This window comes from Gordonia sp. DT219, from assembly GCF_049847065.1.
In the GTDB taxonomy this organism is placed as follows: domain Bacteria; phylum Actinomycetota; class Actinomycetes; order Mycobacteriales; family Mycobacteriaceae; genus Gordonia.
Map to the genome: position 1 here is coordinate 275,324 of NZ_JBNCNR010000004.1, position 14,182 is coordinate 289,505.

Below are 14,182 nucleotides of genomic sequence, written 5' to 3' on the forward strand. Positions count from 1 at the left end.
ACCGCCGCCGGGGTCACCGCGCCGGGAAATCACCCGATACCGCAATCAGCCGTTCTTGCTGCCGCTTTCGTCCTCGCCCCGATCGGCCGGCTTCGGCTCTGCCGTCCCGATGGCCGATCCGTCGAGCGCGCTGACCGCGATGCCATAGGGCAAGAACCGCACTCGGCGCCGCGGATCGGTGTTGTGCTGATTCGCGCGCAGGGCATCGACCTCGGATGCAAAGACCTGCTCGACCCGCGCATCGCCACCGTCATCGACGACGAAGACCGCCCACACGCCGGCCCCGACCTCACCTGCGGTCGGGGGTGTGGGCGCCGACCGTCGACTCGTGGTGGCGTCGACGAAGGTCGAGAACATGCTCGACGCAGCGGGTTCGGAGACGAACCGCCCGAACACCTGCCGAAGTCCGTCGGCGGCCTCCCGCGCGAAACGATCGAAGTCCTCGGGATCGAACCCGAAGGGTTGATTCTGACCGGCCATCGGCAGCCTCCCGTTCATGGGCCTGCCATCGGGGTCAGGCACTGTGACTCCAGTGTGGCCACCGCCCGCCGCGTTCGCCACCACGCGGCCCGTCGCCGGTGGGAGGCCGCACGTTCAGTCCAGTCCGGCGTCGTGGACGAGGATCGCCACCTGCACGCGGTTGGCCGCGCCGAGTTTGGTGAAGATATGGGAGATATGGGCCTTCACCGTGGCCACGCTCAGGTAGAGCTCGGCACCGATCTCCGCATTCGACGCGCCCTTCGCCAGCGCGACGGCCACCTCACGCTCGCGCTCGGTCAACTCGTCGAGCGCCGCCCGGGCCGCCGGCGCCTCCGCACGATCCCCCGCGTCGACGACCTGCTTGATCAGGGCGGCGGTCACCGAAGGACTCAGTGCCGGCTGGCCGTCGAGCACATTGGTGATCGCCGCGACGATGCCCTCCGGCGGGGTGTCCTTCAGCAAGAACCCGTCGGCGCCCACCGCCAGTGCGCGCACCACATAGTCGTCGGCGTCGAAAGTCGTCAGCACGATGACCGCGGGCGCGGGCGCGGCCGCCTTCAACTCGGTGGTCGCGGCGATACCGTCCATCACCGGCATCCGCAGATCCATCAGCACCAGGTCGACCGGTGCCGCGCGGTGGGCGTCGACCGCCTCGCTGCCGTTGGCCGCCACCGCCACGATCGACAGCGTCGGCTCGCCACCGAGCAGAAGTTGCAGACCCGACCGCACCAGCGGATCGTCGTCGACCACCATCACGCGTGCGACCACTCTTGTCTCCTCCGCATTCGGTTCATCCTCGCCACCCTCGCATCGCAGTCTGAACGTCCGGCCACGCGCGCGGCAAGCCGGTGTCAGGTCCGCGCGGGCAGCCAGACATGCAGGATGAACATCCCGTCGTCGGTGCGGGTGGTCGAGTGCCGCCCGCCACTCAACTCCACTCGTTCGGCGAGGCCGATCAACCCCAGCCCGGACGGCGGCAGCGAGGGCGAGCGGTCCCCGATCGGCAGCGGGTTGGCGACCAGCAGATCGATCCCGTCGGCTCGCCCCGGCTCGATGCGCACCGTCACCGCCGAGGCCGGGGCGTGTTTACGCGCATTGGTCAGCCCTTCCTGCAGGCAGCGGTACAGCGTTCGCACCGTGGTCGCCGCCACGGTCGTCAGGTCTGCGGTGCGGGTATAGGTCACCCGCATCCCCGCAGCCGTGCTCTGCGCGACCAGGTCGTCGACGTCGTCGCCGCCGGCCTGGGGCTGCTCGGGGTCGGCGTCGCCGGGTCCCTCACGCAGCACGCCGAGCACCTCGCGCAATTCCGTCAGCGCCAGCCGCGAGTTGGCCTCGATGGTCTCGGCGGAGTCGTGTACCTGATCCGGGGTCAGATCCCTCCGGTAGGCCAACGCTCCGGCATACATGCTGACCGTCGAAATTCGGTGCGCGAGAACATCATGCATTTCCCGCGCGATCCGCGCACGCTCCACCGAGCGCGCCTGGGCCACCTTGGCCTGCTGTTCCTGTTCGGCGAGCATCGCCCGCGATCGCCAGGTGGCCAGCAGTTCGCGCCGCGACCCGATGTACATGCCCCACGCGACCAGTATCGCGGTGATCGCCACCAGAAATGCGTAGCGCTGCAAGCGCGGATCGCTCGACGAGCCGGTGAGGAACTCGTCCCCCACTGCGCCGCAGACGATACTCAACGCGATCTGCGGGACGATCTCGCGCCACCGGCGGCGCGTGGACAGCGAGACCATGGCCAGCGCACCGGCACCGGCGGAGCTCATCGAGATCATCGCGGCCAGATTCGTGAACGTACACACCAGTACCGGGTGCGAACGGCGCCACCACGTCGCCACATAGCAGGCCACCCCGACGACGAGGTCGGCGCCGATAAACCACATCGCATGGGGCAGATGGTTTTCGCCGTGACCGGCGAACGCCAGCACGGAGATCGCGAGCATCAGCAGCAATCGCCAGGTGTGACTCCACCACGTCAGCGCTGGCTGATAATCCTCCGGGCGCACCCTCTCACCGTAGTGGGGGGCAACCCGCACGCGCGTGCATCCATCGGCTGGGTCGATATCCGACTTTGGTCGTAGACCGATTCCATCCTCGTGCCCGATGTCCTCGGCCACCGGTTCCGACGAGCATGAATCCCATGATCACAGTCGAAAACCTCACCAAACGCTATGGCGACCACATCGCCGTCGACGATGCGTCGTTCACGTGCCGGCCCGGACAGGTCACCGGCTTCCTCGGCCCCAATGGGGCAGGCAAGTCCACCACCATGCGGGTGATGACGGGTCTGACGCCGCCGACGTCGGGAGCGGTCACCATCGACGGCCGGCGCTACCGGGAGATCCCCAACCCGTCCATCGAGGTCGGGGTACTGCTCGACGCGTCGGCACAGCATGCCGGCCGTACGGGCGAGGAGATCCTGCGCCTGACCGCGATGACCATCGGCATGCCACGCACCCGGGTCGACGAGATGCTCGAGCTGGTCAGTCTGACCCCCGACGAAGCCGGGCGGCGCGTCCGCAACTACTCGCTCGGGATGCGTCAGCGTCTGGGAATCGCCAACGCGCTCATGGGAGATCCGCGGGTGTTGATCCTCGACGAGCCGGCCAACGGCCTCGACCCGGCCGGTATCCACTGGATGCGCAGTCTGTTGCGCGGATACGCCGATCGCGGCGGCACGGTCCTGTTGTCGTCGCACCTGCTGAACGAGATCGAGATCGTCGCCGACGATCTCGTGGTGATCGGCAACGGACGAATCGTGGCCCAGGGCACCAAATCCGAGCTGCTCGCCGGCACCGGCACCAGCGTCCGTTCGCTCGACGACGCCGCCCTGGCGACGGCACTCGACGCGGCCGGGATCGTCGCACATCCCGATACCGCAGGCGGCCTGCACACCGACGCCGACCCCGAGCAGGTCGGTCGGGTCGCCGCCGCACACGCCATCGCGCTGACCGAGTTGCGTGCCGGCGACGGAGCCAAACTCGAGGAGATGTTTCTCTCGCTCACCGCATCCACCCAACGTGAACAACCACTGACCGCAGGAGCATTCTGATGACCACCCTTGCCGCCACCCAACCCGCCACCGCGGTCGGCACCCGCGATGCCACGGGTATCCCGATGTCCCGCCTCATCCGGGTCGAACTCCGCAAACTCGTCGACACCCGGGCCGGATTCTGGCTCGCGGCCTCGATCGGCGTGCTGTCGGTGGTCGTCATCGGGGCGATGCTGATCGCCAATCGCAACGATCTCACCGCGCTGAGCTTCGGTCAGATCTTCGGAATGGTGAACATCCCACTCGGGGTCATCTTGCCGGTGATGGCCATCCTGCTGGTGACCGGTGAGTGGAGTCAGCGGTCGGCGCTGACGACCTTCACCATGGAACCCCGCCGCGAGCGGATCGTGATCGCGAAGCTGGCGACGGCCGTCATCGCGTCCGGGATCGCCGTCGCGGTGGCCCTCGCCCTGGGGGCGGTCGGAAACGTGATCGCCGGTCTGGTTTTCGCCGATCCGGCGGGCGCGTGGTCGGTCACCGCAGCCGGCTTGGTGAATTCCTTTGTCCTGCAACTATTCGGGTTACTCCTGGGCTTCGGCTTCGCCGCGTTGTTCCTGAACACACCCGGTGCCATCGTCGGCTACTTCGTGTTGCCGACCGCACTGACTCTCGTCAGCCAGCTGGTGCCGTGGTTCAAAGATCACCTCGGCACGTGGATCGATATCGGAACGACCAACGCGCCCTTCCAGTCCGAGCACTGGGCCTCCGGTGGCGACTGGGGCAAGCTCCTCGTGTCCGCGGTCCTGTGGATCGCGATCCCGATGGCCTTCGGGATCATGCGCATCATGCGCGGGGAGATCAAGTAGTGATCGCACCGTCCCGACGAGCCTCCGGCGCAACCCAGTGAATTGACAGCGAATTCACCACAAATCTCTCGGGCAGTTCTCAGTCACCGTGGGCAGCGTGGTCTGATGACCACAGATCGCCATCCCGACAACAACATTCCGGACGGATCGGACAATCCGGTGCCCTCCGGTGGCACGGAGCACGACCCCGTGCCACCGGATTTCACTGTTCCGGCCGGCCGGCCGGCCGGTCCGACGGGTCCGCCCGTCGGCACCGCACCCGATGCGTCCGCCACACCCGATACGTCTGCGCAGTGGCAGCACACCGCGCCGTTCGGTGCTGCGACACCCGACGCCCGCCCGGCCCCGACCGACGCGCACGGTCCGCACCCCTACGCCACCTCACCGCTGGGACAGCCCTATCCCGGCCCGGCGGCGACCGGTCAACTGCCACCCGGACCGCCACCCTTCTCCCCGATGACCACCATGGCGCCGCCGCCGGGCGGTCCGCGCCGTTCATCGATGAAGCCGATCATCGCGACCGCACTGATCGCCGGATTGCTCGGCGGCGCAGTAGCTCTCGGCGGCAGCGCCCTGGTCGGCCACACCACCGGGTCCGCCCCGCAACTGGGCGCACCGGCCGCGGCCACCGCCGCACCCGCCCAGCCCGGATCGGTCACCTACGCCGCGCAGGCCGCCTCCAAGTTCACCGCCGACATCGAGGTGTCCGCCGGTCAGGGCACCGCGATCGGCAGCGGCATCGTATTGTCGCCCGATGGCTACGTCCTGACCAACAACCATGTGGTCGCCGGCGTCGGCGATGGCGCGACCATCCGCGTCACCACCGCAGACCAGAAGACCTATGCGGGCTCCGTGGTGGGCACCTCACCGTCCTATGACCTCGCGGTCGTCAAGCTGGCCAACGCATCCGGTCTCCCTGCGGCCGCCCTCGGCAACTCGGACGGACTCCAGGTGGGACAACAGGTGGTCGCCGTCGGCAGCCCGGAGAACCTGTCCAACACGGTCACCTCCGGCATCATCAGCAACCTCTCGCGCACCGTCACCGCCGGTGACGAGCAGGGCTCGCAGGTCACGGTCTACAACGGACTGCAGACCGACACGGCGATCAACCCGGGCAATTCCGGTGGGCCGCTGGTGAACCTGTCCGGTCAGGTGATCGGCGTCAACTCCGCCGTCGACACCGGATCGGACTCCCAGGGTGGTGTCCAGGCGTTCGGCTTGGGCTTCGCGATCCCGGTCAACACCGCACGCCGCGTCGCCAACGAACTCCTCGCCGACGGACACGCCACCAAACCCGTTCTGGGCGTGACCGGTTCGCTTCAGGACACCGACACCGGTGCCACCACCGGCGGCGGCACCGCCGGCGCTCGGGTCACCGGCGTACAGAGCGGCAGCGCGGCCGACGCGGCCGGAATCTCCGCCGGTGACGTCATCACCAAGGTCGGTGACGAGCGGGTGACCGGCTACGCCGATCTGATGGCACAGATCCTGACACATCAGCCGGGGCAAACGGTCCCGGTCACCGTGTCCCGCGGCGGCCAGGAACGCACCGTCACGGTGAAACTCGGCAGTGCCGTCGACACCGCACAGACGACGGTGCCCAGCACCCGCGGAACACGCTGACGCGCAGGTATTCCGGTCCGACTGATGCTTCCCGCGCACCGTACAGCGCGCAGGAACACGTGCGAAGTCCACCACGCGCGCCACATCCGGATGCTTTGCTCAGCGAGGCGTTTCTTCACCGAAGGGGTCGAGTCCTCTGACGACGATGGACGACATCGCTACACCTCCAGGACTTCGATATCGGCCATGACATCACTTTGAGTCGAAGTCGACGCCGCCGTACGGTCGGGGCGCTTCGGCGGCTGCGAACCGGCCCGTGTCCTGGACGTCGAGATATAACGTGCGGCTATGGCGACGGTCGAGACGATTATCGTCTCGACCGTCGCTATAGGCGCATCCTATATTCGCCCCGTGCGCCTGACCGGTGTGATGTGCGGCCGTCACCCGCTTCATCCGCAGCAGCGAGTAGGCCCTGCCGTCGTCTCGACAACACCGGCGTCTGTGCTGCGTCGACTGCGCTGCGCCATACCTCCAGAAGCCGGTGACCGCCCAGGCCGGCCTGATGGTGTAGCGGTCCGCATCAGCCGGAGGCAGTCCGTTCAGGTGACCGCAACGCGGCCGGAGACGTTGACCGCGACGCGGCGGGAAGCACTCAGTGGCGTTCCCGACGCCGTGGACGCACCGCGACCCAGATGCTTAGCTGATCGGTGTGAGTGACAACGCCGTCTCCGGGCCGATAGCGCAGGTCCATCCCGACACGCCCACCCGCTCGGGCGATGCTCCGGGACGGTCCATCTCGGCCGAGATCGACGACCTCGCCGAGGAGATCGAGAAGCTGGCGGGCATGGTCGCGACGATGGCCGATGACGACGCACTGCGTGCACCTCTCGTCGCCGATGCCGTCCGCAGCGCGCGACTCGACATCGTGTTGGCCGGCGCCGCCCTCACCGACACGACGGCGGCCGACACGATCGGCCATGGCGCCACCTTGCGACTGATCGGCATCGCCGTGCGGCAGTTGTCACAGCGCAGCGCGCGTGAAATCGTCCACGCCGTCCGATCCCGGCCACCCGCGGTTCTCATCCGAGTGGTGATCACCCTGGCCGTCAGCATGTCGCTCGTCACGTTCTACAGCCTGACCGGGTGGGCCAGTTACGACAAGACCGGTTCCTCAACGCTCTACGTCTTCGGCGCGGTGGTCGGCAGCGTCATCTGCACCAATGCACTGTGTTTCGACGCGAAGCGGGTGTGGGCTGACATGCGCGCCGGACAGCGGCTGTGGCGGATACTGGCCGCCAAGAACCTCGCAGTCTTGGTCGGCGTGGCCATCGCAGCCACTCCCGTGATCGTATACCTCAGCGCCACAACGGATCTCTACGCTCCCGCAATGATCGATCAATTCATCGTCATGGTGCTGATCTGGCTGGGCGTCGGCAACCTGCTGTCGGTCCTCGCACCGCTCCGGCATGAGTCGCTGTCTGCGCGACTGAAAGACGGAACATGGCGACAATATCTGGCGTCATTCGGCGTCTCCTATTTCGTCGGGATCACGGTGAACCTCATGATCTACTGGCGGCTATGGGCCCGTCAGCTGGCCTCGGACGAGATCAGTGCGCCGACCTGGACATTGCAGTTACTGCTCTTCGCCAGCGGTGTCCTGATGTGGATCTGCATGACGGTGGTCGCGGTATCGGTCGCCGGATTACCCACGGTGCGAACCGCACTCATTCGCGAGATGCTTGCCGCCCACCCCGATCACGACGACGCCGGGGCCACCGCACAGTCCGCGTCAGTTCGAGTGGTCTGACCCCGCGCGTGGCATCGACTGCGCTGCGCCACACGTCCACGAGCAGGGGCGTCACCGGCGACCAGAGCGCGTTGCCCGGACCGCGAGTCGACCGGCGCGGATCGCCTTCTCCGCCATGGTCCTACACGTCACCTGCCGCTGTAGACAGGGAACGCGGCATTCTCGCCGTAGTCCCGGGCGTCGAGGTCTCTCAGCGCCGCCATGTCCGCGTCCGAGATCTCGAAGTCGACCTCGGCATTGGCGCGCATGTGCTCCGGGTTCGCCGTCTTCGGCAGCGACACCGTACCGAGCTGCAGCGTGTAGCGGATGCACAGCTGCGGGACGCTCACGCCGTACCGTTCGGCCATCGCCGCCATGTCGACGTTCGTCAGGATTTCGCCGTGCGCGATCGGCGAGTACGACTCGACGAGGATGCCCTTGCTCTCGCAGAAGGCGATCAGCTCGCCCGGGGTGTTGCCCGCATGCACGAGCAGCTGGTTCACGTGCGGCGTGACCGTCGCGCCCGCGAGGATGTTCTCGAGGTCGGACTGCTGGAAGTTGGAGACACCGATCGAGCGGATCTTGCCTGCCTTGTGCGCCTCTTCGAGTGCACGCCACGCCTCGCGGTTGCCCTCGGCGTAGTCGCCGCCGCGGAAGTCGTCCCACGGCTGCGGCGAATGGATGAGCATCAGGTCGACGTAGTCGAGGCCCATCGCCTCGAGGGACCCGTCGATCGCGGCGACCGCGGCGTCGTACTCCTTGATCTCGGCGGCCAGCTTCGTCGAGACGAAGAGGTCCGGGCGCGGGACGCCTGCAGTACGCACGCCCTCGCCGACGCCACGCTCGTTGCCGTAGGCCTGCGCGGTGTCGATGTTGCGGTAGCCGATCTGCACGGCGTCACGGACCGCCTGCGCGGCTTTGTCGTCGTCGATGAACCAGGTGCCCAGACCCAGCTTGGGAATCCGGACGCCGTTCGTGAGGGTGTAGGTGTCGTTCAGGGTGCTCATCGGTTGTCTCCGTTCTTTCCGAAGTCGGCCGTACACCTCGTCGGTGACCGGCTCGAGCCATTCGTTGCCGACGTCCGCGCCGGAGCGTCGGTCCTTTCCGCTGCTGAAGATTCAGCGGTCGTGCGAAGGGCGACCAGTACCGATTACTACACCTGTATGGAGCAGTGCCGCATCCAGGTCGGCGCCGGGCACCGCGGGCGGGTCCTCGTGTTGCGGCACAGATCGGTCACGCGCCGGCCCCTCCGTCGACCGGGACGATCGCCCCGGTGACCATGGATGCGCGGTCACTCAACAGCCAGGCAGCGGCCTCGGCGACCTCGCGGGGCTCGGCCAGACGGCCCATCGGGCTACTGGCCGCGCTTGCCTCGATCACGCCGGGGCTGGCCTCATCCCACTCCTGCATCAATTCCGTCGCGGTGCCGCCCGGAGTGATGCCGTTGACGCGAATGCCGTCCTTGGCCCAGCTGACGGCGGCGGATTCGGTGACGCTGTTCAGGGCCCGCTTCATCGCCCCGTACACGGGAAGCAGCGGGTTCGCGCGGCGGGCACCGATGCTGGAGGTGTTCACGATCGCCCCGCCGCCGCTTTCACGCATGAGTGCGAATTCGGCGTTCATGGCGATCAGGTGCGACCGGAAGTTGACCGCATACTGCTCGTCCACGTCGGCGTCGGTCGCGCCATCCACCGGACCGGCTTGCTGTTGCATGATTCCGCCGTTGTTGAACGCGCCGTCCAGCCGGCCGTGCAGCTCACGAACACGGGTCACCCCTGCCCGGATGCTATCGGGGACGGCGAGGTCGACGGTGACGGCGTCGGCGGTTCCCCCGCCGTCACGGATCTCGGTGACGATGCGGTCCAACGCATCTCGGCTGCGCGCCGCGAGGACGACCGACGCGCCCTCCTGGGCGAAGAGGTGCGCGGCCGCGGCACCGATACCGCGGCTCGCTCCCGTGATGAAGATGATCTTTCCCGCAAGCAGCCCGATCGATGTGGTGGCGGTGTCGTTGTGTGTCATGTCGACCAACCTGCCCCGGCCGTCGCCGCGGATGCAGGCACAAGCTGTACCACCTTCCCCGCTCGCCGCGAGCGCACACTGGAGCAATGGACAAGCGGGAGTTGGGGGCCTTTCTCCGAAGCCGACGCGAGCGGCTGCGCCCCGAGGACGTCGGTCTGCCCTCCGGGCCCCGCCGCCGCACCCCTGGGCTGCGACGCGAGGAAGTCGCCGTCCTCGCCCACATCTCGACCGAGTACTACATCCGCCTCGAACAGGGCCGCGCTCCGCGACCGTCGGCCGACGTCTTGGCCGGAATCGCCGGCGCGCTACGGCTGACGGACGTCGAAGGCGACCACCTTCACCTCCTCGCCGGGACCGCACCGAACAGGACCGGATGGCATCGCCGCGACGTACGGCCGAGCATCCTGGCACTGCTGGCACGACTTCCACAGACAGCCGCGTTCGTGATGTCGGCAGCCTTCGACGTCCTCGCCTGGAACGACCTGACCGCGGCACTCATGGAGGACTTTTCCCGACGGGCACCTGATGACCGCAACCTCGCCCGCCGCGCCTTCTTGCCCGATCCGTCGGAAGACCAAGCGCCCTACGGGATCTCGAATGCCGCCGAGTTCCGTCAGCAGGCGGTCATGGAACTGCGCTCCGCTGCCGCCCGGTATCCGACCGATCCCGCCATCGCCGGGCTCATCGAGGAACTCCGCGAGGAAAGCCGCGAGTTCGCCCGCCTCTGGGAGCGCAACGACGTCCAGCCCGCACCGATGCTGACCAAGACGTTCCACCACGCGACCGTCGGGGCGATCACGGTGGACTGCGACGCCCTCGCCTTGACCGACCGCGATCAGCATCTCGTGCTCTACAGCGCGGCCGCCGGTTCTCCCGCCGCCGAGTCGCTGCGTTTCCTCGCTGCCATCGGTGCGGAGGGCCTATCGAAAGAGCGCACCCGATAGCGACGATCCATCACGGGTTCTCGCGTCCGAACATTGATCGATGGCACGTTCGGTCACCGGTACACATCACGACGATGCCGTACGTCGATCACGCGGACAACGACAACATCCTCGTGGATCTCGTAGACAACCCGGAACTCGCCGCGCCGCGCCGACCAGCGGCCGGCCAACTCGCCGCGCAGGCGTTTACCGACCCGATGCGGATTCTCGGCGAGCGGCCCGCGAATGAACTCCCAGCCCGCCGCCGCAACAATCTCGGGAAGGTCCTCGGACAGACTTCGACGTGCGCGTCGAGTCAGTTCGACCGGGTAGGTCATGAACCGATGGTGCCCTTCGCGCGGAGTTCGGCCTCCACCTCATCAAGCGGGTAGACCCGGCCGGCAGCGATATCGGCGTCCGCCTCGCCGATGGCCTCCATTGCTTCCCGGTCGCCCAGAATGTCTAGCGTCTCCATGAGAGAGTCGTAGTCGTCGGCGCTCATCAGCACGGCGGCACGCCGCCCATTCCTGGTGAGCTCCACCCGCTGATGGGTACGCACCGCCTCGTCCACCAACTTGGAGAGGTTGGCGCGCACGTCTGCGATCGGCAATGTCGTCATGTACAGAATTCTAGCGTGCTGTACCCGTCCCTGACCTCGGCTTATGCCGCGAGGCTGCCCAGCACTTCGATCACCTGGCCAGGCGTAGATGACCCACTCGAGCGTCAGCAGCCTGAGCCATCACCCGAACCCCAAGCGCCACCAGGGATTCGAACTCGTATGCCAATACGGCCGCGTCCGAATGCCGTTGGGACGTCACAGCTTCGCAATCCTGACGAGGGCTGCTGCGTAAGGGCTCGGATCGACGTCACCTCGCACGGCGAGCTGCTGGGTGTAGCCATGGCAGAGCGCGACGAAAGCCTCGGCGATCTGCTGCGCATCGACCGGCTCGCGGTCCGGCAGGAGTCCGACGATCGAGGAACGTAGCTGGTCGAGCTGAGCCTTCACCACTTCGCCGAGGGCAGGCGACACCGCCGCCTCGGCATAGATCTGTGCGACGAGCCGGGCGTGGTTCTCTTCGCGGGCCAGGGCGCGGATGTGCTGTAGAAACCGGTGGATCACGTCGGGGGTCAGATCAGCCGGGAACGCATGGGTGGCCTGGTCGCAGATCGCCGTGATGATTTCGTCCTTACTGGCGAAGTAGCGGTAGATCGCACCGTTGGACAAGCCCGATGCGTTGACGAGGTCGCTCATCGACGTTCGAGCGAACCCCTGAGTGGCGAACAATCGACGTGCGGCATCGATGATCTGTTGTCTGCGTGCGTCGAGGTGGTCCTGCGTGACCTTGGGCATAAAGAGTGACCGTTCGTTTTTTGTGTTACCTTCTCACCATACATAGTTCGCCACACCAGTTTGGAGACCTCGCGTGCGGTACCAGCCCTTCGGAAGACTCAGCGGACTGCGCGTCTCGCAGTACGTCTTGGGCACCGCCAACTTCGGATCGAGCGAGACATCGACCGGACTCGACGGGGCCAAGGACATCTACCGCGCGTTCCTGGATGCCGGCGGAACCACCTTCGACTCCTCGAATATCTACCAGGTCGGGGAGGCCGAGGCGGTCCTCGGGGATCTTCTCGGAAGTGATCGCGACGACATGGTCGTGATCACCAAGTACAGCGGCACCCGTCGGGCCGATGCCCGACCGGGCACCACCGGCAACAGCAGGAAGGTCATGTTCCGGTCGTTGGACGAAAGCCTGCGTCGCCTGCAGACCGATTACGTCGACGTGTTCATGCCGCACTTCCCCGATGGCCTCACCCCGATGTCGGAGATTCAGCAAGCGCTCGAAGATCTCGTCCGGGCCGGGAAGATCCGGTATTACGGCTTGTCGAACTTTCCGGCGTGGCGGGTCGCCGGCGCCGCCGTGAGGTCCGAGCTGACCGGAGGCGGTCACCTGCTGGGCATCCAGACCGAGTACAACCTGGCCGAGCGGTCTGCCGAGCGAGAGCTCCTGCCGATGGCACAGGCGCACGGGCTGGGCGTCGTGCTCTATTCGCCGCTCGCCGGTGGACTGCTCTCCGGCAAATATCGCAACGGCGAACAGGGGCGTCTCAGCACGGCAGCCGAGTCGACCACGCCCGGGGAGGACACCGAGCAGCGGACCACCGTCCTCGATGCGGTGATCAGCGTGGCCGACCAGATCGAAACGGGCCCGGTACAGGTCGCGCTGTCCTGGCTGCACGAGCGGGCCGCCCGCTCCGGCACCTCGATGATCCCGATCGTCGGACCCCGCACATCAACTCACCTCCAAGGTTATCTCGACGCACTGGACGTCGATCTCGACGATGCGCAGTACGCGCTGCTCGACGACGTCAGTGCAGTTCCGCTCGGAACACCGCACGACGATGTCGCCGCCGCCCTCACCCACGGAATCGACGGCAACCGCCAACTCATCGACGATCCCGCACTCCCCGTGACCTGAATGTCCCCCTATCACCGAGGAAACCCATGCCTGACTTCCGTATAGCCTCCATCAACTTCGAGTGCACCGACCCGAGTGCGCTCGCGCACTTCTGGGCACAGATCCTCGACGGCGAGGTCGCCGTCGAAACGCCCGCTTTCTGCGCGGTCAAAACCGCCGACCTGTTCATCGGTGCAGTCCGCGTGGACGATTACCGGCCGCCGACCTGGCCGTCAACGGACCAGCCCCAGCAGATTCACCTCGACCTTGCGGTCGACGACCTCGACTCCGCCGAAGCAACCGCACTCCGGCTCGGTGCGACCAAGAGTGAGTACCAGGCCGGCCCGGACCACTCACGCGTACTGCACGATCCCGCCGGACACCCCTTCTGCCTCCGCGGCTGATATCTGGTGAATCATCGCCGGACCAGCGAAGCGCACCACCACAATTCAAGTCTCCGCTAGACAACGTCGCCGACGAGCGTCACTCGACGGCGCGAAAGACCCGGCCTCGACGCACGCGGCTCTCAAACGTTTGTCGCGTGTCTAGAGCGTCCCAGTGCGAGTTCTTCCACAACCAGTGGGTGACAGCCGATCTCGCCGTCGGCAAGGAGTGCCATCGTGCCGTCAGCTGCTCGTTCCCGGTGTGCAGATGGTCGATCCAGACCGACGTATCGACGAGATCATCCGACCGACGACCGACGACGCGGAGTCGCCGCACCTGTCGAATCGGTGCCGCCGAGCGCTGCAAGGCGGCGCGCACTTTCCATGCGAATCAACGCCCGCAGCCCATCGCGGCTTTCCGTCCTTCGCGGTCGAGGTCAACATCGCTCGCAGCGCGGCCCGCCGACTGGCCTGGCGCACCGAACTTGCAGCTCCTCGTCGACGGAATCGCCAGGTTAGGCCGCGGAAAATTCACGATAGACAATTCTCTCCGTCGACCGACGGCAAGTTCGAGACTCTTTCATCGGTATACCTCTCGACGGTGTCCAAGCCTGAGCACGAGGACGGCTCTTGTGATGTAGGTGTGGGTGGTTTGAGCGTGGCGTAGGGCGCAACGCCGGTGTCTCGCTTAAGGTTTGGTTT

Annotated in this window: 15 protein-coding genes and 2 pseudogenes; 7 read left to right on the forward strand and 10 right to left on the reverse strand. The window is 66.7% G+C overall.

The window, feature by feature from the left end; genetic code table 11:
• Positions 1-45: 45 nt before the first annotated feature.
• The 3 genes from ACPXB3_RS08830 to ACPXB3_RS08840 all read right to left on the reverse strand — a co-directional run bounded on the left by ACPXB3_RS08830 (position 46) and on the right by ACPXB3_RS08840 (position 2,492).
• On the reverse strand, positions 46-480 hold the full coding sequence (locus tag ACPXB3_RS08830) for a hypothetical protein (protein WP_425703920.1): 435 nt from the start codon (positions 478-480) through the stop codon (positions 46-48).
• A gap of 114 nt (positions 481-594) precedes the next feature.
• On the reverse strand, positions 595-1,248 hold the full coding sequence (locus tag ACPXB3_RS08835) for a response regulator (protein WP_425703921.1): 654 nt from the start codon (positions 1,246-1,248) through the stop codon (positions 595-597).
• Between the two features lie 83 nt (positions 1,249-1,331).
• The gene (locus tag ACPXB3_RS08840; RefSeq protein WP_425727385.1) at positions 1,332-2,492 is read right to left on the reverse strand and encodes a sensor histidine kinase; all 1,161 of its coding nucleotides are present in this window, start codon (positions 2,490-2,492) and stop codon (positions 1,332-1,334) included.
• Positions 2,493-2,617: 125 nt separating this feature from the next.
• On the opposite strand from ACPXB3_RS08840, the gene ACPXB3_RS08845 reads away from it, so the two are divergent.
• The 4 genes from ACPXB3_RS08845 (at position 2,618) to ACPXB3_RS08860 (ending at position 7,714) form a co-directional block, all read left to right on the forward strand.
• The gene (locus ACPXB3_RS08845) at positions 2,618-3,538 is read left to right on the forward strand and encodes an ABC transporter ATP-binding protein (protein WP_425727386.1); all 921 of its coding nucleotides are present in this window, start codon (positions 2,618-2,620) and stop codon (positions 3,536-3,538) included.
• Positions 3,538-4,344, forward strand: coding sequence for an ABC transporter permease (locus ACPXB3_RS08850; RefSeq protein WP_425727387.1), 807 nt, complete (start codon positions 3,538-3,540; stop codon positions 4,342-4,344). The genes ACPXB3_RS08845 and ACPXB3_RS08850 overlap by 1 nt, the downstream gene beginning before the upstream one ends.
• Before the next feature lie 105 nt (positions 4,345-4,449).
• A complete protein-coding gene (locus ACPXB3_RS08855; RefSeq protein WP_425727388.1) occupies positions 4,450-5,967 on the forward strand; it encodes a trypsin-like peptidase domain-containing protein in 1,518 nt (505 codons plus the stop codon).
• Between the two features lie 649 nt (positions 5,968-6,616).
• Positions 6,617-7,714 carry a hypothetical protein gene (locus tag ACPXB3_RS08860; protein ID WP_425727389.1) on the forward strand — a complete coding sequence of 366 codons (1,098 nt, stop codon included), beginning with the start codon at positions 6,617-6,619 and terminating at the stop codon, positions 7,712-7,714.
• 128 nt (positions 7,715-7,842) lie between these two features.
• Here ACPXB3_RS08860 and ACPXB3_RS08865 read toward each other — a convergent pair whose 3' ends face one another.
• Positions 7,843-8,700: an aldo/keto reductase gene (locus ACPXB3_RS08865; protein ID WP_425727390.1), complete on the reverse strand. Its 858-nt coding sequence runs from the start codon at positions 8,698-8,700 to the stop codon at positions 7,843-7,845.
• 226 nt (positions 8,701-8,926) lie between these two features.
• On the reverse strand, positions 8,927-9,715 hold the full coding sequence (locus ACPXB3_RS08870; protein WP_425727391.1) for an SDR family NAD(P)-dependent oxidoreductase: 789 nt from the start codon (positions 9,713-9,715) through the stop codon (positions 8,927-8,929).
• 86 nt (positions 9,716-9,801) lie between these two features.
• On the opposite strand from ACPXB3_RS08870, the gene ACPXB3_RS08875 reads away from it, so the two are divergent.
• Entirely contained in the window at positions 9,802-10,659 is an 858-nt protein-coding gene (locus ACPXB3_RS08875) for a helix-turn-helix transcriptional regulator (protein ID WP_425703929.1), read from the forward strand.
• 53 nt (positions 10,660-10,712) lie between these two features.
• On the opposite strand, the gene ACPXB3_RS08880 is transcribed toward ACPXB3_RS08875, so the two are convergent.
• The 3 genes from ACPXB3_RS08880 to ACPXB3_RS08890 all read right to left on the reverse strand — a co-directional run bounded on the left by ACPXB3_RS08880 (position 10,713) and on the right by ACPXB3_RS08890 (position 11,989).
• Positions 10,713-10,976, reverse strand: a complete 264-nt coding sequence (locus tag ACPXB3_RS08880) for a type II toxin-antitoxin system RelE family toxin (protein ID WP_425727392.1) — start codon at positions 10,974-10,976, stop codon at positions 10,713-10,715.
• A complete protein-coding gene (locus tag ACPXB3_RS08885) occupies positions 10,973-11,257 on the reverse strand; it encodes a type II toxin-antitoxin system Phd/YefM family antitoxin (RefSeq protein ID WP_425703931.1) in 285 nt (94 codons plus the stop codon). The genes ACPXB3_RS08880 and ACPXB3_RS08885 overlap by 4 nt, the downstream gene beginning before the upstream one ends.
• A gap of 195 nt (positions 11,258-11,452) precedes the next feature.
• Positions 11,453-11,989, reverse strand: coding sequence for a TetR/AcrR family transcriptional regulator (locus tag ACPXB3_RS08890; RefSeq protein ID WP_425727393.1), 537 nt, complete (start codon positions 11,987-11,989; stop codon positions 11,453-11,455).
• 73 nt (positions 11,990-12,062) lie between these two features.
• On the opposite strand from ACPXB3_RS08890, the gene ACPXB3_RS08895 reads away from it, so the two are divergent.
• Positions 12,063-13,118, forward strand: coding sequence for an aldo/keto reductase (locus tag ACPXB3_RS08895; RefSeq protein ID WP_425727394.1), 1,056 nt, complete (start codon positions 12,063-12,065; stop codon positions 13,116-13,118).
• A 26-nt stretch (positions 13,119-13,144) separates the two neighbouring features.
• Positions 13,145-13,501 carry a VOC family protein gene (locus ACPXB3_RS08900; protein WP_425703934.1) on the forward strand — a complete coding sequence of 119 codons (357 nt, stop codon included), beginning with the start codon at positions 13,145-13,147 and terminating at the stop codon, positions 13,499-13,501.
• 149 nt (positions 13,502-13,650) lie between these two features.
• Here the strand turns inward: ACPXB3_RS08900 and ACPXB3_RS08905 are convergent.
• A pseudogene (locus ACPXB3_RS08905) lies at positions 13,651-13,817 on the reverse strand (hypothetical protein); the annotation flags it as partial.
• Positions 13,780-13,896: pseudogene (locus tag ACPXB3_RS08910) on the reverse strand (type II toxin-antitoxin system VapB family antitoxin); the annotation flags it as partial. The pseudogenes ACPXB3_RS08910 and ACPXB3_RS08905, both read right to left, overlap by 38 nt.
• Positions 13,897-14,182 lie beyond the last annotated feature (286 nt).

Bases quoted from the DNA above. Each gene is read 5' to 3' on its own strand.
- ACPXB3_RS08900 (WP_425703934.1), top strand. From the start codon at position 13,145: ATGCCTGACTTCCGTATAGCCTCCATCAACTTCGAGTGCACCGACCCG.
- ACPXB3_RS08890 (WP_425727393.1), bottom strand. From the start codon at position 11,989: ATGCCCAAGGTCACGCAGGACCACCTCGACGCACGCAGACAACAGATC.
- ACPXB3_RS08875 (WP_425703929.1), top strand. From the start codon at position 9,802: ATGGACAAGCGGGAGTTGGGGGCCTTTCTCCGAAGCCGACGCGAGCGG.
- ACPXB3_RS08845 (WP_425727386.1), top strand. From the start codon at position 2,618: ATGAATCCCATGATCACAGTCGAAAACCTCACCAAACGCTATGGCGAC.
- ACPXB3_RS08885 (WP_425703931.1), bottom strand. From the start codon at position 11,257: ATGACGACATTGCCGATCGCAGACGTGCGCGCCAACCTCTCCAAGTTG.
- ACPXB3_RS08855 (WP_425727388.1), top strand. From the start codon at position 4,450: ATGACCACAGATCGCCATCCCGACAACAACATTCCGGACGGATCGGAC.
- ACPXB3_RS08830 (WP_425703920.1), bottom strand. From the start codon at position 480: ATGGCCGGTCAGAATCAACCCTTCGGGTTCGATCCCGAGGACTTCGAT.
- ACPXB3_RS08850 (WP_425727387.1), top strand. From the start codon at position 3,538: ATGACCACCCTTGCCGCCACCCAACCCGCCACCGCGGTCGGCACCCGC.
- ACPXB3_RS08880 (WP_425727392.1), bottom strand. From the start codon at position 10,976: ATGACCTACCCGGTCGAACTGACTCGACGCGCACGTCGAAGTCTGTCC.
- ACPXB3_RS08870 (WP_425727391.1), bottom strand. From the start codon at position 9,715: ATGACACACAACGACACCGCCACCACATCGATCGGGCTGCTTGCGGGA.
- ACPXB3_RS08865 (WP_425727390.1), bottom strand. From the start codon at position 8,700: ATGAGCACCCTGAACGACACCTACACCCTCACGAACGGCGTCCGGATT.